The organism is Arthrobacter sp. sptzw32 (assembly GCF_059089735.1).
This window is the reverse complement of record NZ_JBNHEZ010000002.1, coordinates 252,428-270,232: the sequence shown is the minus strand read 5'-3', so window position 1 is coordinate 270,232 and position 17,805 is coordinate 252,428. Positions and strand designations below refer to the sequence as shown.

The 17,805-nt window shown below is 63.8% G+C and carries 17 protein-coding genes and 1 tRNA gene; 12 read left to right on the top strand and 6 right to left on the bottom strand.

The annotated features are described in order from the left end of the window. The first annotated feature begins 24 nt into the window (after positions 1 to 24). Both AC5RVN_RS04785 and AC5RVN_RS04780 read left to right on the top strand, forming a co-directional pair. Entirely contained in the window at positions 25 to 1,167 is a 1,143-nt protein-coding gene (locus AC5RVN_RS04785; RefSeq protein WP_494137224.1) for a glycosyltransferase family 9 protein, read from the top strand. Continuing rightward, positions 1,164 to 2,132, top strand: a complete 969-nt coding sequence (locus tag AC5RVN_RS04780; RefSeq protein WP_494039683.1) for a glycosyltransferase family 9 protein — start codon at positions 1,164 to 1,166, stop codon at positions 2,130 to 2,132. Before AC5RVN_RS04785 ends, AC5RVN_RS04780 begins: the two co-directional genes overlap by 4 nt. A gap of 313 nt (positions 2,133 to 2,445) precedes the next feature. Here the strand turns inward: AC5RVN_RS04780 and AC5RVN_RS04775 are convergent, their stop codons facing one another. Further along, the gene (locus tag AC5RVN_RS04775; RefSeq protein WP_494137223.1) at positions 2,446 to 3,156 is read right to left on the bottom strand and encodes an SGNH/GDSL hydrolase family protein; all 711 of its coding nucleotides are present in this window, start codon (positions 3,154 to 3,156) and stop codon (positions 2,446 to 2,448) included. Between the two features lie 201 nt (positions 3,157 to 3,357). Between AC5RVN_RS04775 and srmL the strand changes: the two genes are divergently transcribed. Beyond that, positions 3,358 to 4,476 (top strand): PheS-related mystery ligase SrmL, encoded by a 1,119-nt coding sequence (gene srmL / locus AC5RVN_RS04770; RefSeq protein ID WP_494137222.1) that lies wholly within the window; start codon positions 3,358 to 3,360, stop codon positions 4,474 to 4,476. 1,097 nt (positions 4,477 to 5,573) lie between these two features. Here srmL and AC5RVN_RS04765 read toward each other — a convergent pair. Next, the gene (locus AC5RVN_RS04765) at positions 5,574 to 6,272 is read right to left on the bottom strand and encodes a hypothetical protein (RefSeq protein WP_494137221.1); all 699 of its coding nucleotides are present in this window, start codon (positions 6,270 to 6,272) and stop codon (positions 5,574 to 5,576) included. Positions 6,273 to 6,544: 272 nt separating this feature from the next. On the opposite strand from AC5RVN_RS04765, the gene AC5RVN_RS04760 reads away from it, so the two are divergent. Next, the gene (locus AC5RVN_RS04760) at positions 6,545 to 6,958 is read left to right on the top strand and encodes a hypothetical protein (RefSeq protein ID WP_494137220.1); all 414 of its coding nucleotides are present in this window, start codon (positions 6,545 to 6,547) and stop codon (positions 6,956 to 6,958) included. A gap of 101 nt (positions 6,959 to 7,059) precedes the next feature. Here the strand turns inward: AC5RVN_RS04760 and AC5RVN_RS04755 are convergent. Further along, positions 7,060 to 7,142: transfer RNA gene (locus AC5RVN_RS04755), tRNA-Leu, on the bottom strand. 165 nt (positions 7,143 to 7,307) lie between these two features. Here AC5RVN_RS04755 and AC5RVN_RS04750 point away from each other — a divergent pair. Both AC5RVN_RS04750 and AC5RVN_RS04745 read left to right on the top strand, forming a co-directional pair. After that, positions 7,308 to 8,612, top strand: a complete 1,305-nt coding sequence (locus tag AC5RVN_RS04750; RefSeq protein ID WP_494039688.1) for a M20/M25/M40 family metallo-hydrolase — start codon at positions 7,308 to 7,310, stop codon at positions 8,610 to 8,612. 11 nt (positions 8,613 to 8,623) lie between these two features. After that, positions 8,624 to 9,784 carry an acyl-CoA dehydrogenase family protein gene (locus AC5RVN_RS04745; protein ID WP_494137219.1) on the top strand — a complete coding sequence of 387 codons (1,161 nt, stop codon included), beginning with the start codon at positions 8,624 to 8,626 and terminating at the stop codon, positions 9,782 to 9,784. Positions 9,785 to 9,834: 50 nt separating this feature from the next. Here the strand turns inward: AC5RVN_RS04745 and AC5RVN_RS04740 are convergent, their stop codons facing one another. Next, positions 9,835 to 10,068, bottom strand: coding sequence for a DUF5703 family protein (locus tag AC5RVN_RS04740; RefSeq protein WP_494039690.1), 234 nt, complete (start codon positions 10,066 to 10,068; stop codon positions 9,835 to 9,837). 40 nt (positions 10,069 to 10,108) lie between these two features. On the opposite strand from AC5RVN_RS04740, the gene AC5RVN_RS04735 reads away from it, so the two are divergent. Further along, positions 10,109 to 10,381: a hypothetical protein gene (locus tag AC5RVN_RS04735; RefSeq protein ID WP_494137218.1), complete on the top strand. Its 273-nt coding sequence runs from the start codon at positions 10,109 to 10,111 to the stop codon at positions 10,379 to 10,381. A 49-nt stretch (positions 10,382 to 10,430) separates the two neighbouring features. On the opposite strand, the gene AC5RVN_RS04730 is transcribed toward AC5RVN_RS04735, so the two are convergent. Next, positions 10,431 to 11,366 carry an aldo/keto reductase gene (locus tag AC5RVN_RS04730; protein WP_494137217.1) on the bottom strand — a complete coding sequence of 312 codons (936 nt, stop codon included), beginning with the start codon at positions 11,364 to 11,366 and terminating at the stop codon, positions 10,431 to 10,433. Positions 11,367 to 11,418: 52 nt separating this feature from the next. Here AC5RVN_RS04730 and AC5RVN_RS04725 point away from each other — a divergent pair, with 52 nt between their 5' ends. After that, entirely contained in the window at positions 11,419 to 12,252 is an 834-nt protein-coding gene (locus AC5RVN_RS04725; protein WP_494039693.1) for an undecaprenyl-diphosphate phosphatase, read from the top strand. Between the two features lie 15 nt (positions 12,253 to 12,267). Beyond that, positions 12,268 to 13,545 (top strand): cysteine--1-D-myo-inosityl 2-amino-2-deoxy-alpha-D-glucopyranoside ligase, encoded by a 1,278-nt coding sequence (gene mshC / locus AC5RVN_RS04720; protein ID WP_494137216.1) that lies wholly within the window; start codon positions 12,268 to 12,270, stop codon positions 13,543 to 13,545. A gap of 63 nt (positions 13,546 to 13,608) precedes the next feature. On the opposite strand, the gene AC5RVN_RS04715 is transcribed toward mshC, so the two are convergent. Then, positions 13,609 to 14,514 (bottom strand): PAC2 family protein, encoded by a 906-nt coding sequence (locus AC5RVN_RS04715; protein ID WP_494039695.1) that lies wholly within the window; start codon positions 14,512 to 14,514, stop codon positions 13,609 to 13,611. Positions 14,515 to 14,663: 149 nt separating this feature from the next. Here AC5RVN_RS04715 and AC5RVN_RS04710 point away from each other — a divergent pair, with 149 nt between their 5' ends. The 3 genes from AC5RVN_RS04710 to AC5RVN_RS04700 all read left to right on the top strand — a co-directional run bounded on the left by AC5RVN_RS04710 (position 14,664) and on the right by AC5RVN_RS04700 (position 17,724). Further along, positions 14,664 to 15,404 (top strand): HAD family hydrolase, encoded by a 741-nt coding sequence (locus AC5RVN_RS04710; protein WP_494137215.1) that lies wholly within the window; start codon positions 14,664 to 14,666, stop codon positions 15,402 to 15,404. Continuing rightward, entirely contained in the window at positions 15,397 to 16,563 is a 1,167-nt protein-coding gene (locus tag AC5RVN_RS04705; protein ID WP_494137214.1) for a site-2 protease family protein, read from the top strand. Before AC5RVN_RS04710 ends, AC5RVN_RS04705 begins: the two co-directional genes overlap by 8 nt. Positions 16,564 to 16,659: 96 nt before the next feature. Beyond that, positions 16,660 to 17,724: a tRNA (adenine-N1)-methyltransferase gene (locus AC5RVN_RS04700; protein WP_494039698.1), complete on the top strand. Its 1,065-nt coding sequence runs from the start codon at positions 16,660 to 16,662 to the stop codon at positions 17,722 to 17,724. The last annotated feature ends 81 nt before the right edge of the window (positions 17,725 to 17,805 follow it).

Sequence of the window (17,805 nt, the reverse complement as noted above, 5' to 3'; positions counted from 1 at the left end):
TCCGCACTATTCAAAGGGGTACATATGGAGCAGTTGACTGCAGAGTTCGGAGGCGCCGGGCGGGCCGGCACAGGCGTTGGTCCGGTCCTCGATAAGTTTAACTCAGTATCAAGGATAGCCGTCCTGCGCGGTGGTGGTCTCGGTGACCTGATTTTTGCCATTCCCGCCATTGCGGCCTTGAAAGCCGCCTATCCTGAGGCTTCCATCACACTTCTCGGCACCCCGGCGCACAAAGCCCTGATCAGTGCCACCAAGAGCCCAATAGACGAAGTTCAGGTGCTGCCCTTTTCCGAAGGCGTCCGGCCAGGGGATGAGGACGAGGAGGAACTGGACCGGTTCTTCGGGGAGATGCGTGCCCGGCAGTTTGACCTCGCAGTGCAGGTCCATGGCGGCGGACGGTATTCCAACCCATTCCTGCTTCGGTTGGGTGCCAGGCATACAGTGGGTACGCGCACCCCTGACGCGGTAAGCCTGGAACGCACAGTACCGTACCTCTACTACCAGCACGAGCCCCTGCGGGCGCTTGAGGTGGCCGGGTTCGCCGGTGCCTATCCTGTTGATCTTGAGGCGCGCCTGGCGCCCGCCGAAGGGCTGCAGGCTCCTTTCCAAGCGGCCGACGGCGACAGCCAGCCTTTGGTGGTCATGCATCCCGGGGCCACGGATCCGCGCCGCCGCTGGCCAGCTGAGCGGTTCGCTGAGCTCGCCGTAGCCTGTGCCGGTGACGGCTTCCAGGTGGTGGTAGTGGGGGACGGCAGCGAGAAGGACATCGCCGACCGCATCGTCGAACTGGCGGCGTCGGGCGACGTCCGCTCGCTGGCCGGCGAGCTGGACATGGCGGGTTTGGTGGCGGTGCTGGCCGGCGCAGCGGTGGTAGTGGGAAATGACAGCGGCCCGCGGCATCTCGCCCAGGCGCTGGGGGTACCCACAGTTGGAATCTTCTGGGCCGGCAACGTTATTAATGCCGGCGCGTTGGGGCGGAGCCTGCACCGGATCCACGCTTCCTGGGTGACGGCCTGTCCCACCTGCGGCATAGACGTTACCCAGGTTGGCTGGACGGCTCCGCGCTGCCCCCACGACGACTCGGTGGTGGCCGGCATTGAAGTGCGGGATGTGCACGAGGACGTCCGCAGTCTGGCGGCAACCGAGCTGGCCGGGCACCGGGCATGAGCGCTCCTAATGCTGCGGCACGGAACGCCGTGGACGCCTACGACGGAAAACCCGAGCTCCTGGTACTTAGGGCCCTCAAGTTGGGGGACCTGCTCGTCGCAGTACCGGCCTTGAAGGCTCTCCGGCGCACCTTCCCGGAACACCGGCTGCGGTACGCGGCCCAGGGCTGGCTGTCGGAGGCGCTTGGGCTCGTTGGTGGTTATGAACTTTTTCCCACACACGGCCTGGACGAACCACTGGCCATGGAGCCCGGCATCGTGGATGTTGCCGTTAACCTCCATGGCAGCGGACCGGAAAGCCAGGGCCGGATCGAGGCTTTGCAGGCACGGCAAACCATAGGCCACCGGAGCCAGTACCGGGACGGGCCGCCGTGGCACGGCGAGCTGCATGAGAGGGAGCGCTGGACGAAGCTCCTGGAATGGCACGGGATCGAGGCTGATCCTTTGGACATCCAGCTGAACACGCCGCACGTGCCCAGCCCCGTTCCTGGTGCAACCGTGTTGCACGTCGGGGCCGCCTACGGCAGCCGCCTTTGGCCGGCAGAGCGGTTTGCAGCAGTTGCCTCGGCCCTTGACCAGGCCGGGCACAACGTCGTCTTCACCGGTGGCAGCAGCGAAAGGGACCGGGCCCTGGATGTGTGCCGCCGGTCGGGGCTTGCAGAGGACACAGTTCTGGCAGGCAGGCTCGGCCTCGCGGAGTTCGCTGCGACCATCGCCGCGGCCCGTCTGCTGGTTTCGGCGGACACAGGGGCCGCGCATCTGGCTTCTGCATACGGCACCCCGTCGGTGGTGTTGTTCGGGCCTGCACCCCCCGAGATCTGGGGTCCGCCCCCAGGTCCCCACGTTGTCCTGACCCGCGCTGAACTGCGGCGGGGCGATACCTTCGCGGAGCAGCCGGATCCGGCGCTACTGGCAGTCACGGTGCAGGACGTCCTGGCTGCGGTGCGGGGGCTGGGGGTGTTGTAGGCCGGAGATCAGAAGGAGGCCGCGGGAAATGGGGGCTCTTCCCGGGGTTCGAAAGTTCTAAGATTAGCCATGGGCGCTGAGATGGAAATTACCTTGGTGTTGACGATGGCGTTCCTCTGGATCGCAGGATCCCTTGCTGTTTTGTCCGGCATTGACCGGCCGGAAAGAAAGGCCCGGCGGCAGGAGCGGAAAGCCACCCGTGCGGGCAGGCGGCGGGTCCAGTACCGGCCAGCCACAGCTGACTCCCGGCCTCCAAAGCGGATCAAGCATCCGCGGATCCGCAGCCTACGCCCGCACTGACGGGGGCGCAGGCTCAGCCTTTTGGCTGGATTGGCGGGGCGGCAAAATCTTTCGGCGCCGCCCCGCCAACGACAACCGAGTGCGGGTAAGGCTGCCCGCCCCGGACGAGGGCAGTAATGGCCCGCGCAATTTTTCGTCCGCCCTGGGTTGAGGGCTCGATGGGGTTCGCGTAGTCCCCGTCTTCGCTGCAGATGAGCCGAAGGTCGATCAGTGCTGTTCCGCTGGCAAAGGCGGCCCTGGTGATGGAGTCGTTGAAGAGGGCGAGCGCTGCTTTGATGATTTTTTGGTTCGGCTCCGATGGGAGAGTGTCGTAAATGGTGCACACGGCAGTGGGCAGTCCCTGCGCCAGGACGGCAGGCAGCATGGTCCGGTAGTCGGCGTCGAACCTGTCCCTTCCCGCCCCAAGCAAAAGCAGGGCCTCGGCAACTGAGCCCGGCCGCTCCTGCAACAACGGTGCGTAACCCAGGGCGTCGTTTCCGCCAACGCTCACCACCAGATGGGTGGCATCCGTAGGGAGGCCGCGGAGCTGGCGGGCGACGCCGGTGATCACGTCCCCGTCGATGGCCAGGAGTGAACACTTCCAGCCCGGGAGTTCCTGCCGCAGTTGGCTGACGACGTCGGGGCCGCCGTCCACATAGGCGGCGTTGTCGAATATGGAATCGCCCAGAAGGACCACGTGGCCAGTACTCTGTACCTCATCTGCCGCAACGTCCATACGGGTCATGTTCCACCCATGCGTGCCCGTCCGCTACCCATGGGCGGGTCCGTTTCCTTGCGGTATAGTCGCCCCATGCTTTGTACGCGTCAATTTTTATGCCCCCGGCCGTTCACCGGTCGCGAGGGCTTACAGGCGCGCGCCTAGGTCCTGGCGCTGGCACGGTCGGGGGAGAAGAAACCCTTTCCAGCCAAAACCCAAGGACCAACAGTGCCCACTTATCTCACTCCCGCTGAACTTCATCAAGCCCTGACTATCCGGGATCTCACTAACTCCGCTCATCAACCTCACGCGATGCAGGACCTCCTTCAAGGAGTGACCGCAGCGCTCTCCTCTCGCTGGAAAGTGCCCGAGCGTGTGGTTCGCCACAGCCCTCTGGTGAGCGTGGCACACAACTACGATCTGTTGGGGTTCAGCCCCTTGGATGTCACCCGGGACCAGCGGTACTCCCGTTACGTCAGCCCCACCGTTATGCTCCGAAGCCACACTTCCGCTTCCATACCGTCACTCCTGCGGTCGCTGGATCCCGACGCGCAATCGGACGAACTCTGGGTCATACCGGGCCTGGTTTACCGTCGCGATGCCATTGACCACACCCACGTGGGAACGCCTCATCAGGTTGACCTGTGGCGCGTGAAATCGGGCAAACGACTAACCTCGCGCGACCTGCAGGACATGATCGCGTCCTTGGTCCAGGCGGTACTTCCGGGAGCACACTGGCGCGCCTCGCCGGCAGCCCACCCGTACACCACGCGTGGGCTGCAGGTAGACGTCCTGTTGGACGGCCATTGGCTCGAGCTCGCCGAGTGCGGGCTGATGGCACCGCACCTCCTTTCGGAAGCCGGTTTGGATCCTGAGCGGTGGGCGGGGCTGGCCCTGGGCATGGGCCTGGACCGGGCCCTGATGCTTCGCAAAGGCATCCCGGACATCAGGCTGCTGAGGGCGGAGGACGAGCGGATTCAACAGCAGATGTTGGACCTGTCCCGATGGAGGCCGGTGTCGCGGATGCCCGCTATCCGCAGGGATATTTCCGTTGTTGTTCCGGCGGACACCGACGCCGAGTTGCTCGGTGATCAGGTGCGGACAGCACTTGGTGATCAGGCCGAAAACCTGGAATCGGTAGACCTGTTGGCCCTGACCCAGTGCCAGGAGCTCCCCAAGCGAGTCCAGGACCGGCTGCAGATCGGCGATGGGCAGGCCAACGCATTGGTAAGGCTTGTCCTGCGCAGCCTCAGCGGGACGATGACAGACGTCCAGGCTAACCAGATTCGGGACGCGGTCTATCTTGCGGTGCACGAAGGGCCGGTCAAGGAGCTCATCAGCGGCTGAGTCGTCTGGGGCCCCGGCACCCAGTTACGGAGACACAAAGAAGCCCCGGAGAACCAGTGATGTTCCGGGGCTTCTTTCTGTGCGCGGAGGGGGACTTGAACCCCGGTCCCAGCGCGTCGTCCTAAGGGAAAACCGCTAAATTTTCGCACTTCTTCTTACCGTTTTGTCTCACCCAAGATGCCAAAATTCCACTGGCTCAACCACGCCAAATCGTGCTCGTGCATAGAAGGGGCGCGGCCGCATTTGCGGTTAAACAAGCGCACTGTCCGTTTTACTGAAAACTTACGAGCAAATAGGCCTCGCGCCTCGCGCCTAGCGGCCGCGGCACTCGCGAAACTCATGCCTTCACGCTAAAGTCTGCGCGTCGCTCCATGGGACTGTCCGTGCCCGGGGACGGACCTCTTCAGCTCGGCAATCCGCAGCCGCAGGAACACAATGGCCAGGACGAGGGCGTACACCGCCAGGACGGCCATGATGATCGTGAAGACCGCTTATAGAGCACCGAGAACACCAAAGGCCGGACTTAAATTCACTGCTACCGCCAATAGTCGTTGGACCTAGGCTACGCGAGCTGGCAAGTGTGTCCGCGGCGGCGGGCTACACAGTACCAGTGGCCCTTGGCTGACCTGCGTCAGGTGGCACCAACCAGTGTCTAGGCGGCACTTTTATTTTTGAAGCTTTGGATCTCCACGTTCCGGATTACAGCCGGCGGTCGCCGTCGGGCTTTCGAAAGGAACACGAGCATGGTGAGTATTGTGCCCATCCAGGCAAGTGCGGTAAAAAACACCAAGCCGACCGCCACTAAGGGGTGCATGGCGACAGCTTAGGACCGTGCCGCTAAAAGGCCCGGCTGAAACTCCGCATCCTCCGGGCGAAGTTTTGGGTGAGCCACTACGAGCAGCCACTTCATCCGGCGACCGGCGACCGGGCATCGGAATGGCGCGCCCCGTTCGCTGAGCGCGGCCTTACATCCCGTTCATAGCCATTCGCATGGGCTGGACCAATACGAAGCCGGCTTAGGATCGGGTGCGCAAGTCCGTGGGGTATTCGTAGCGGACTCGCCGCCAATGTGTGGGTGTTTAACTGCATCGCTGAACCTAGACGACTGCACCATTATTGAGTTGCATATGCCGGGGTCCCCGGGGGAGGCGCCAGGCCCAGTAGGCGATCATGAGTCCTGCCGTCGCAGCCCCTCCGGCGTATACCCACGGCGAGGACCACGAACCCTCCGGGGCGGGAATAGCGAATGCGACTGCAGCGGTAGCCAGGAGAATTTCAACGCCGACCTGCAGCGGCCTGGCCCGGTACTCCGCGGTGGCCAGTCTGATGAGGGGAATGAGGGGTAGCAGGAACAGGCCAAAGCTGGGGAAGGGGTACATGATGTTCAGCGTGTAGATCGTCATACCCAGCAACAGCAGCCCCAGGAACTTCAGCACCTGAACTGCCGAGAGCGGGCTCTCCCGAGTCCACCGGGTCAACAGCAGCCCCCAAGCCGGGAGTCCGAGCAGCCAGCCCCCAAGCCGGGAGTCCGAGCAGCCAGCCCCAGCCCAGAATCCGACGTTCGTCAGCGCCAGCGGCACGAGCAGGGTGCCGGGAAGCAGGAACGCCACGGCCTGCCGAAGCGAGGGAGCCTTTCTCGTGGGCCCGAAAATGCATGCCCCGATCAACAGGTAAACAGCCGCGTACCAAGGCAGCAGGTGGACTATAGGGTCGGCCAGGTTGAACACCAGCAGTGTCAGTCCGGGGACCATGACGCAAACCGCGGCCAACGTCCACGGAGGGTAGCTAAGACTCATGTGGCAACCGCCATGTCATGAACCGACTCTACTGGCCTCCGACTTCTAAGACCGTTCTGGTCCAGGGCGACGCTCTGCCGGTACTTGAAGATGTAGGTCAAGAAACCCCAGAGCCGGGAGAGACCCAGCTTCAGGTGGGAAAGGGCACGTTCCGGTAAAACGAGAAAATGACGTTGCCCACTAAGAGGGACTGAACTACCTCGCAGGCTCTCTCATAACAATGACAGGTAGGCTGGGCCCCACTCTTCGTTGGGGGAAGAATGGTACGTGTCGTGAAGCTCGCCGCAGCGGGCACTCTGTTGCTGTCCGTGTCCGCATGTGCCGCGCCGAGCATCGAGGAAATGGGCCGTAGCGCCATCCGGGAACAGGCCGTTGAGGGCAAGGGCTGGTTCACCAAGTTCACAGCGGCTACGGATACGGCCGACACGGGCTTGGTCGCTTCGCTACTTGAAGGACCGATCTTCGGTCACTACGCCCACGGCTGGGACTCCGACGGCGACTTCTACACGGAGCACTACTACCGGAAGCATTTGACGACCAGCGGCGGTTGGTGGGGCAAGCAACGCACCGTTAGTGCCTGCGTCCGGTACGAGACAGAGACAGGCACGATAACTGCCACGTCCATTAACTGCCCCGCTGAACCGCCCTTCTCCGATTTCACGGATGAGTGGGTAACTGTGCCGTGAACCTAGGCCTCAATCACCAGCCCAAAGCCTTGGAGACGTCAATCTTAGTGGGGACACAAAGAAGCCCCGGAAAATCAGTGATTTTCCGGGGCTTCCGTTTGTGCGCGGAGGGGGACTTGAACCCCCACCCCCTTTCGAGGACTAGCACCTCAAGCTAGCGCGTCTGCCATTCCGCCACCCGCGCAGGTGGTATTTCGGGAACCGTTCCGCCTTCAGCGTTTCGCGTTTCTCCGAAGCAGCGAGAAAAACTCTAACACGAACTTTCCGGGAACAACGAATCGGGCCAAGTGGGTAGGCTGAGGGCAGCTATTCAGCCCTGCAAACTGCTTGTTCCAGTGAGGAGCCCTCAATGCCTGATGTCCTGCCCGAGGATGAAGTCGTCCGTATCTGCCAGGAACTCATCCGCATTGATACTTCCAACTTCGGTGACGGTTCCGGGCCGGGGGAGCGGGCCGCGGCAGAATACGCTGCCGGACTCATCGAGGAAGTAGGCATGGAGGCCGAGATCTTCGAGTCCGCTCCGGGCCGGGCAAATGTGGTCACCCGGCTGGCCGGCGAAGACCCTTCCGCCAGCGCACTCGTGGTGCACGGCCACCTTGACGTGGTTCCCGCCCTCCGCGACCAGTGGTCGGTGGACCCGTTCGGAGCAGAACTGAAGGATGGCCTCATCTGGGGCCGCGGCGCCGTCGACATGAAAGACATGGACGCCATGATCCTCGCCGTCCTGCGGGGCTTTGCCCGCACGGGCAGGAAGCCCAAGCGGGATATTGTCTTTGCCTTTTTCGCTGACGAGGAAGCCGGGGGCGTATACGGTGCCCGTTACGCCGTGGACAAGCGGCCGGAGCTCTTCGACGGGGCAACCGAGGCCATCTCGGAGGTGGGCGGATTTTCGGCAACCATCGGCGGGCAGCGCACCTATCTGCTCCAGACCGCGGAGAAGGGCATCTCCTGGCTGCGCCTGGTAGCCCACGGCAGGGCCGGCCACGGCTCCCAGATTAACACCGACAACGCGGTTACCCGCCTCGCCGCTGCTGTGACCCGCATCGGCGAATACAACTGGCCGATTGAGCTGACACCCACCACCCGGCAGTTCCTGGACGGCGTGACCGAACTCACGGGGGTGGAGTTCGACGCCGATAATCCCGACCTCCTGCTGAACCAGCTCGGAACCGTGGCCCGGTTTGTCGGTGCAACCCTGCAGAACACCACCAATCCCACGCTCGTCAAGGGCGGCTACAAGCACAACGTCATCCCCGAATCCGCAGAGGCCCTCATTGACTGCCGTACGCTGCCCGGGCAGGAGGAACACGTCCTGGAAAAGGTCAAGGAGCTGGCCGGAACCGGGGTGGACGTCAGTTATGTCCACAACGACGTGTCCCTCGAGGTGCCCTTTGCCGGAAACCTGGTGGACTCCATGATCGACGCCCTGCACTCTGAGGACCCAGGCGCGAAGGTGCTGCCCTACACACTCTCCGGCGGCACGGACAACAAGTCCCTCAGCAGGCTCGGCATTACCGGTTACGGTTTCGCGCCGCTGATGCTGCCGGACGATCTGGACTTCACCGGCATGTTCCACGGCGTGGACGAGCGCGTTCCAGCCGATTCCCTCAAATTCGGCGCCAGGGTGCTCAATACCCTGCTCACGAACTACTGAGAGGCCGGACCATGACCCCGGAAGACGTATTGCCGGACGCCCTTCTGGAACGGATCCGTGCCCGCGCCGCAGGATACGACAGGGACAATGCGTTCTTCCACGAGGACCTGCAGGAACTCACCGAGGCAGGGTACCTGAAGCTTTTCGTCCCCGCGGCCGACGGCGGCAAGGGACTTGGGCTCGAAGCGGCGGCGCAGTGCCAGCGGAGGCTGGCAACGGCTGCGCCTGCCACCGCGTTGGCGGTCAACATGCACCTGGTGTGGACCGGCGTCGCGCATGTCCTTCAGGCACGTGGCGATGATTTCCTCGACTTTGTCCTCAAGGAAGCCGCCCAGGGCGAAGTCTTCGCGTTCGGTAACTCCGAAGCAGGGAACGATTCGGTCCTGTTTGATTCCCGCACGGTGGCAGAGCCGCAGCAAGGCGGCGGCTACACCTTCACGGGAACGAAGATCTTCACCAGCCTGTCGCCCGCGTGGACCAGGCTGGGAATCTTCGGCAAAGACCCGTTGGCCAGAGGCGGTGACGGGGAACTTGTGCATGGCTTCATTTCCAGGGAAACAGCCGGCTACCGCGTCCTGGACGACTGGGACACCCTGGGTATGCGGGCCAGCCAGTCCAGTACGACAGTGCTGGAGGGCGTCCACGTGCCCGGCGACCGCATCTTCCGCAAGCTTCCTGTGGGGCCAAACCGCGATCCTCTGATCTTCGCTATCTTCGCGTGCTTCGAGACGTTGCTGGCCGCCGTCTACACCGGGCTGGGGGAGCGGGCGCTGGCGGTAGGGGTCGAAACTGTGAAGCGCCGGACGTCCTTCAAAAACGGCGGGCGGAGCTACGCCCAGGACCCGGACATCCGCTGGAAGGTGGCGGAAGCCGCAATGGCCATGGACAACTTATATCCGCAGCTGTCCTCGGTAACTTCGGACATCGATGCCCTCGCCGACCATGGCCCGCAGTGGTTTCCGAAGCTCGTGGGCCTGAAGGTCAATGCAACAGAAACGGCCCGCCGCGTTGTTGACCTCGCAATCCGCGTTAGCGGCGGATCAAGCTATTTCAGTGGCTCTGAACTGGAACGGCTTTACCGGGACGTCCTCGCCGGCATGTTCCATCCCTCGGACGACGAATCGGCCCACAACACGGTGGCCACAGCCTGGCTTGGGCCGCTGGAGGAGTAGAGGTTTCAGGCCGGATCTCGTTGGCGACGGTCCGCGGGAGCCTTGACTTCCTAGACGGTCCGCTGGACCTGGATGACGCGCCGGCGGAGCCAGAACCGCCGGCCGCCGCCGACGTACAGCTTGCTGCGCTGCAGCTCCCACTTTCCGTATTCGGAGTGTTCCACCAGCCGCCGCCTGGCCTCGTGCAGTGAATCGACAGGGCTGACCGTCAGTACAAGGTACTCGTACTGCCTGGCATAATCCCGTTCCCGCTGGACCGAGCTGGTGAGAAATTGTTCCTTCATTTGCTCTCCATTTTCGTCCTTTTCCGGCTAACGTGAAGGCATGAGCATCGATCCGCGTGTCGCGCTTCAGTCCTTGACAACCGCTTTGGAAGAACACCTTATAGCAGCTTCGAACCGCCGCGGAGATGGGGACCCCACCGTGGAGGCGGCGTTTTTCGCAGTCGCCGATGCTTTCGAAGTCTACGAGGACGCACTTTACGAGGCCTACAACGAGGTCACGCCGCTCCAAGTCTTTGATGACGAGGACGACGAAGAAGAGGAAGCCGACGTTGATGACGAGGATCTCGAAATTGTCGAGGACCGCAACGTCTGACTAAACGCGCGGACCCGGCGGGCCACAGGCGCGGAGCCGCGGGCCAACCCTAGTAAGGGGCTGAGGCGTCCTCAAGGGCACAAGCGATCTCCGGGGGCAGCGGCGTCAGCTGGGCATCCAGAATCTCCTTCAGCTGCGCCGGCGTGCGCGGGCCTACAATCGCCGTGGCCACACCATGCTGGGACAGCAGCCAGCTCAGCGATACATCCTGCGGGGTCCGGCCCAGTCCTTTTGCCGCCATGCACACAGCCTCAACCGTCCTGGAAGCTCTTCCGTCAAGGTAAGGCTCGACGTAACCCGCTTCGCCGGCAGATGCTCCACGGGAACCGGCAGGAATACTCCCGCGGTACTTACCGGTCAGAACGCCACGGCCCAACGGTGCCCACGCCATCAAACCCAGCCCTGCGTCCTCGATGGCCGGGATCAGCTCTGCTTCGGGCCAGCGCTGCAGGAACGAGTACTCGGCCTGGGCAGCCACAAGGGGAAACCCTGCGACGGCCGCAGCTTTGGCCGCCTGCCAGCCGTTGAAATTCGACACGCCGGCGTACCTGGCCCTGCCGGTCCTGACGGCGTACTCCAACGCAGACAAAGTTTCCTCCAGTGGAACGTTGCCGTCCCAGGCCTGGGCGAACCAAATGTCAACGTAGTCCGTTCCTAGCCTTGCCAGGCTGGCCTCCAGACCGGTGAGCATTGCGTTCCGTGACGTGTCCACACCGCGCCGGCCATCGGGCGTGGTCAATCCGGCTTTGGTGGAAATGGAAATCTCCGTGCGGGCAACCACATCGCCCAGCATGGACCCGATCATTGCCTCCGACCGTCCGCCGGCATAGGACGCAGCGGTATCGACGTGCCGGCCGCCTGCATTCAGGAAGGTTCGCAGCAGCTCCGAGGCGTCCTGTTCGTCGGTATCGCCGGCCCAGGACATGGTGCCAAGGGACAGGGCGGAAACTCGCAATCCACTGTTGCCGACGTAACGCTGCTGCATAGCAGCAAGCTTACGGGCAGAACCGGCACTGCCCATGCCGTAGGGTCTTAGCGTGAACTGGTTTGAGGCGGCCCTGCTGGGCCTTGTGCAGGGACTGACCGAATTTCTACCGATTTCTTCAAGCGCCCATCTGCGGATCGTGGGGCAGTTTCTGCCCAACGCCGCTGACCCTGGTGCAGCCTTCACCGCCATCACCCAGCTGGGCACTGAAACAGCAGTAGTCATTTACTTCTGGCGGGATATTGTCCGGATTGTCAAGGCTTGGGCCGGTTCCCTGGCCGGAAAAGTTTCAAGGCAGGACCCAGACGCTAGGATGGGCTGGCTCGTGATCCTGGGCAGCCTGCCCATCGTGGTCCTGGGTTTGCTGTTCCAGGACCAGATCGAATCAGTGCTCCGCAGCATGTGGATCGTCGCCACCATGCTGATCGTGTTCGGCCTGTTCCTTGCCGTCGCGGACGCAGTAGGCAAGCAGGAACGGGACCTCAGCAAGCTGACGTACAAACACGGCATCCTCTACGGATTCGCCCAGGCCATGGCGCTCATCCCGGGCGTTTCCAGGTCCGGCGGCACCATCACTGCAGGCCTCCTGATGGGCTACACCCGCGAAGCCGCCGCACGGTACTCCTTCCTGCTTGCCATACCCGCGGTGTTCGGCAGCGGGCTCTTCCAGCTCTACAAAACTGTGTCCAGGGAAGGCATCAGCGGCCCCTATGGCTTGCCGGAAACAGCACTGGCCACCGGGATCGCCCTGGTGGTGGGGTACATCATCATCGGCTGGTTCCTGAAGTTTGTCTCCACCCGCAGCTACCGCCTGTTTGTCTGGTACCGGATCTTGCTGGGCCTGGCCCTGTACCTTCTTCTCGGTTTCAATGTCATCAGTGCCTAGCACTAGGCTTGACCTGTGAAATCCTGGATCTCCCGCCCTGTTCCCGACGTGCCCGGCAGCATGCCGGCCGTCCGGTTGTTCGATACCGCAGTGGGCCGGGAGGTTGCCCTGGAAACAGACGGCCAGCCTTCCATGTACGTCTGCGGCATCACACCGTACGACGCCACGCATATGGGCCATGCCGCCAGCTACGTGGCGTTCGACCTCCTCAACCGGGTTTGGCGGGACGGCGGCCATGACGTGTCCTATGTGCAGAACGTCACCGATGTTGATGATCCTCTGCTGGAACGCGCCACGGCCACCGGGGTTGACTGGCGGGACCTGGCGGCGAGCCAGATCGAGCTTTTCCGAACGGACATGGAAGCGCTGAACGTCCTCGCCCCTGACCACTACATCGGCGCCGTCGAATCCATCTCCCTGATCGTGCCTGAGGTGGAACGGCTCGTCAGCCTGGGGCTGGCGTACAAGGTGCAGGGCATCAACGGCGAGCCGGACGGCGACGTTTATTACGACGTCGAAGCGGCGGGCAAGCAATCCTCCTCGCCGGATGCGTGGTCCCTGGGATCGATTTCCGGCCTTTCGGAGAGCGAGATGCTGGAGCTCTTCGCTGAACGCGGTGGTGATCCGGGGAGGTCCGGAAAGCGCCAGGCGCTGGACCCCCTGCTGTGGCGGGTGGAGCGCGAAGGCGAACCGAGCTGGCCCGGCGGAAGCCTGGGGCCCGGCAGGCCGGGCTGGCACATTGAATGTACCGTCATCGCCCAGAAGTACCTGCCAGCGCCCTTCACCGTGCAGGGTGGCGGTTCGGACCTGATCTTCCCGCACCACGAGATGGGTGCCGGCCACGCCTTCTCACTGGCCGGGGTTCCGCTGGCCAGGCACTACGCCCACGCCGGAATGGTGGGACTGGACGGCGAAAAGATGAGCAAATCCAAGGGCAACCTGGTGCTGGTTTCGAAGCTGCGCGCAGCAGGGGAGGACCCGGCAGCCATCCGCCTCGCCATCCTCGCCCACCACTACCGTTCGGACTGGTCCTGGACCGACGAGGGTTTTGAGGCCGCCAAAGCGGCCCTGGCCGAATGGCGCAAGGCACTCAGCCAGGCTCCCGCCGGTTCGGCCCCTGCCCTCATCGCGGAGATGCGCGCCGCGCTGGCTGGAGATCTTGACGCTCCCGCGGCTGTCGCGGCCGTTTCGCGCTGGGCAGGCAAGGCCAACTCCACAGCTGGCCCCGTGAGCGGCGAGGACCAGGTATTGGTGCGTGACGCCGTCGATGCCCTTCTTGGCATCCGCATCTAACGAAGCCGGCCGCCGGGGCCGCTCCAGCGGCCGGCCTTACCGGGCAGCCACAGCGGCGGGGCCCTACGGCCTGTCCTGCCCGCGACGCTTGAGGTAACGCTCAAACTCGCGGGCAATGGACTCCCCTGTCGCTTCCGGAAGATCTGCCGTGTCCTTTGCCTCTTCAAGCTGGCGGACGTAGGCGGCGATCTCGGGATCTTCAGTGGCCAATTCGTCCACGCCCCGCTCCCACGCGTCGGCTTCCTCAGCCAGCTCGTGGGTGTCCAGCGGAACCTGGAGCAGCTCCTCTATCCGGTGCAGGAGGGCAAGTTGCGCTTTGGGCGACGGCGCCTGGGCCACATAGTGCGGAACCGCGGCCCAGAGCGAGACCGTGGGGATGCCTGCCAAGAGCGAGACCTCAGAAAGTACTCCAACAATTCCCACCGGGCCTTCGTACTGAGAAGCTTCCAGGTTCATGCGTTCCCGCAGCGGCGCATCGTCGGAGGACGTGCTCACCGGAATGGGCCTGCTGTGCGGAACATCTGCCAGCAGGGCCCCCACCAGCACCACGTAGTCCACGTTGAGTGCTTCTGCATGCACCAGGAGTTCCGCAGTGTACGCGCGCCATTTATAGGACGGCTCGGTTCCCTGGACAAAAATGACGTCCACGTTTGAACCCGGGGCGCTGGCCTTGTAGATCCTGGTGGAGGGCCACTTGATCTTGCGCTCACCTGCCGCGTTCCTCCGCACTGTGGGGCGGGTGAACTGGAAATCGTAGTACTCGTCGGCGTCTATGGAGGCAACCTTCTTGCCGCCCCACAGCTTGTTAAGGTATCGAAGTGAGTCGCTTGCTGCCTCCCCGGCGTCGTTCCAGCCTTCAAAGGCGGCCAGCATCACTGTGACTCGCTGCCCCTCAGCCACCGGCTGCAGGAACCGCTCACGGGCAGGTCCGGCACCCGGTTCGGTGGTGTCTCCCTCGAAGCTATTCATTTCTTCACCCTACGTCCAAGGAGCGGGGTGTTGCATTGAATGAAGCGCCGAAAAGTGCGGCTTAATCCCGCCGGACGGCAGCAAACCCGCCGTATTCGCCGACGGCGTAGCCACAACCCCCGTCCAGACTGTCCCCGTAGACTGGGGGCATGCGACTGCCAGCCTCCAGTACCCCGCTCAAAGCCGTCCTCTGGGACATGGATGGCACTATCGTGGATACGGAGCCCTACTGGATAGCGGCTGAGCACGCCCTGGTGGAGGCCCATGGGGGCACCTGGTCCCATGAACAGGCCATGCAGCTGGTAGGACAATCCCTGACATTCTCTGCCGGCCTCCTCCAGCAGGCCGGCGTCGATCTGGAGATCCGCCAGATCATCGACACCCTCACCGCTGAAGTGGTGGCCAGCGTCAGGAAGAGTGTGCCGTGGCGTCCGGGTGCCCGGGAGCTCCTGGAAGACCTTCACCTGGCTGGTGTCAGGTGCGCCCTTGTCACCATGTCTGAAGGGCCGCTCGCCCGGGAGGTGGTGGCCAGCCTGCCGCGGCCGTACTTCGAGGTGGTGGTCACGGGGGATACCGTGTCGCAGGGAAAGCCGCACCCCGAGGCCTACCTGAAAGCGGTGGACCTCCTTCAGGAAGAGGACCCGGACCTTGCCATCCACCACTGTGTGGCGCTGGAAGATTCGGAACCGGGCGTGGCGGCGGCAGTGGCGTCCGGGGTGGCAACCATTGCCATTCCCCACATTGTTCCGCTGCCTGAGGACAGCCGGTACACGCTGTGGGAATCCCTGGCGGGACGCTCCCTGGCTGATTTGGAGGACCTGGTGACGGCCCGCGCGGCAGTAGCGTCTGCTGCAGTACCGGCGGGAATTCCGGTGGCTGCCCATGACTGAGGCAGCACCTCCGGCCCGCCGTGAAGGAATTCCCTTGGGCAGGATTGCCGGTGTCCCTGTAGTCCTCGCTTATTCGTGGTTCCTCATCGCCGCCTTCACGGTGATCGTTTACGGACCAGTCCTTGACCGGAGCAACCCGGCCCTGGGTGCCAGCGCCTACGTCGTCGCTTTCGCTTATGCGGTCCTGCTGCTCATCTCGGTCCTGGTGCACGAACTCGCCCACGCCCTGACCGCCAAAATTTACGGGTGGCCAACCCAAAAAATTGTGCTCAACCTTTGGGGCGGGCACACCCAGTTCGAAAGCTTCACCGCCACCCCCGGACGGTCCGTCCTGGTGGCCCTTGCCGGCCCGGCCGCGAATTTCATCCTCGCCGCAGGTGCCTGGCTGCTGCTGAGTGGCGCCGCACTGGGCAGCGTCGCCGAAATCCTCACAAACATCTTCATGTGGGCAAACTTCCTCATCGCCATCTTCAACGTACTGCCGGGTCTTCCGCTGGACGGGGGCAGGCTGGTGGAATCCGCCGTGTGGAAAGCCACCGGCAGCCAGGCCAAGGGAACCGTGGCAGCAGGATGGGGCGGACGCCTGATCGTCGTTGCCATCGGCTACTGGTTTATCCTGCGGCCGCTGCTGGCCGGTGACGCGCCCGACTTCAGCCTGCTCATGATCACTGTCCTGGTGGCCGGATTCCTATGGATGGGCGCCTCGGCTTCCATCCAGCAGGGCACGCTGCGCGGGCGGCTTCACCTGGTAAGCGCCGCAGGGTTGTCAACGCCGGCCACCGGGCTGCCTGCCACCTCCTCAGTCCAGGACGCCCTTCGCCTCGGCGCTCCGGGCACAACAGCGGTGGTGGTCTGCGGCCTTGACGGACGCCCGGAGGCCGTGGTTGATCCTTCCGCCCTGGCATCGGTTCCAGCTGCGGCGGCCGCGGCAACTCCCATTACCGCTGTTTCCTATGCCCTTGCCGCGGGCGCTTACGTGCCGGAGTGGTCCAAAGGACAGGAACTCCTCCACTTCCTCTCCCAGCTCGAAGGGCGGGACTACGCCGTGGTGGACCACAACGGCAGGGTAACCGGGCTGCTCTCCCAGGACGCAGTGCTGTCAGCCATAACCGGCAAGAGCCGGCAACCCGGTAGGGAACCGCAGGGCCGGAACCGGTAGAGTTACCTGCCGGTCGTGCATTGCCGCCGCAGAAGCCACACTGTCCTAAGGGACGTTTCCGCGGGGCACAACAGTTTTACAGGAGCGAGGAAAATCATGAGCAGCGAAACTGCCGTCAACGAAGCCACAGCAGCAGCCCAGTCCGGTGTTGCCGCCAGCGGCTCGCAGCCGGTGGGCGCTGCCCGTCGCCGTGGACCCTTCCGTGAGGGCGAACGTGTCCAATTGACCGATGAGCGGGGACGCATGAACACGGTCACCCTCGAAAGCGGCGGCGCCTTCCATACCCACCGTGGCTTCCTGAACCACGATGAGATCATCGGCAAGCCCGACGGTTCGGTAGTGGTGAACAACGTCGGCCAGCAGTACCAGACCCTGCGCCCCCTGCTCTCGGATTTCGTCCTGTCCATGCCCCGCGGCGCTGCTGTGGTGTACCCAAAGGACGCCGGGCAGATCGTCACCATGGCGGACATCTTTCCCGGCGCCCGGGTAGTGGAAGCGGGCGTCGGCTCCGGCGCACTGTCCATCTCGCTGCTGCGGGCCGTGGGCGACAACGGCTACCTGCACTCCTTCGAACGGCGTGAAGAGTTCGCCGACATCGCCCGCGGAAACGTCGAGACGATCTTTGGCGGCCCGCACCCTGCATGGCAGATTTCCCTGGGGGACTTCCAGGAGGAAGTTGTACGCACTGAGGCCCCCGGTTCGGTAGACCGCGTGGTCCTTGACATGCTCGCACCCTGGGAGTGCCTCGATGCTGTGGCCACGGTCCTTGCGCCGGGCGGCGTGTGGATCAACTACGTGGCAACTGTCACCCAGCTCTCCCGGACGGCGGAGGCCATCCGCGCCGACGGCCGGTTCACGGAGCCCGACGCCTGGGAATCCATGGTGCGCGGCTGGCACCTGGAGGGCCTCGCCGTCCGCCCTGACCACCGCATGGTGGCCCACACCGGCTTCCTGCTGGTCACACGCCGGCTGGCCGACGGCGTCACCGGCATCTCCACCAAGCGGCGCCCATCAAAGACAGACTTCAACGACGAGGACGTCAACGCCTGGACGCCGGGTGCCGTGGGGGAGCGGCTGGTTTCGGACAAGAAGCTTCGGCGCGCCGCCCGCGATGCCATCGCGGGCACGAACGTCAAGGACACACCGGAGGTCACGAACTAGTCCATATTTCGGGAGTCTCCCTCCTTACCTGCCATCTTGGGACTAAGGTCTTAATAGAAGCGCAGGAAGGGGCTGATACAT

Coding starts and splice junctions, on each gene's coding strand:
- AC5RVN_RS04785 (WP_494137224.1), top strand. CDS start 25: ATGGAGCAGTTGACTGCAGAGTTCGGAGGCGCCGGGCGGGCCGGCACA.
- AC5RVN_RS04780 (WP_494039683.1), top strand. CDS start 1,164: ATGAGCGCTCCTAATGCTGCGGCACGGAACGCCGTGGACGCCTACGAC.
- AC5RVN_RS04775 (WP_494137223.1), bottom strand. CDS start 3,156: ATGACCCGTATGGACGTTGCGGCAGATGAGGTACAGAGTACTGGCCAC.
- AC5RVN_RS04765 (WP_494137221.1), bottom strand. CDS start 6,272: ATGAGTCTTAGCTACCCTCCGTGGACGTTGGCCGCGGTTTGCGTCATG.
- AC5RVN_RS04750 (WP_494039688.1), top strand. CDS start 7,308: ATGCCTGATGTCCTGCCCGAGGATGAAGTCGTCCGTATCTGCCAGGAA.
- AC5RVN_RS04745 (WP_494137219.1), top strand. CDS start 8,624: ATGACCCCGGAAGACGTATTGCCGGACGCCCTTCTGGAACGGATCCGT.
- AC5RVN_RS04740 (WP_494039690.1), bottom strand. CDS start 10,068: ATGAAGGAACAATTTCTCACCAGCTCGGTCCAGCGGGAACGGGATTAT.
- AC5RVN_RS04735 (WP_494137218.1), top strand. CDS start 10,109: ATGAGCATCGATCCGCGTGTCGCGCTTCAGTCCTTGACAACCGCTTTG.
- AC5RVN_RS04730 (WP_494137217.1), bottom strand. CDS start 11,366: ATGCAGCAGCGTTACGTCGGCAACAGTGGATTGCGAGTTTCCGCCCTG.
- AC5RVN_RS04715 (WP_494039695.1), bottom strand. CDS start 14,514: ATGAATAGCTTCGAGGGAGACACCACCGAACCGGGTGCCGGACCTGCC.
- AC5RVN_RS04710 (WP_494137215.1), top strand. CDS start 14,664: ATGCGACTGCCAGCCTCCAGTACCCCGCTCAAAGCCGTCCTCTGGGAC.
- AC5RVN_RS04705 (WP_494137214.1), top strand. CDS start 15,397: ATGACTGAGGCAGCACCTCCGGCCCGCCGTGAAGGAATTCCCTTGGGC.
- AC5RVN_RS04700 (WP_494039698.1), top strand. CDS start 16,660: ATGAGCAGCGAAACTGCCGTCAACGAAGCCACAGCAGCAGCCCAGTCC.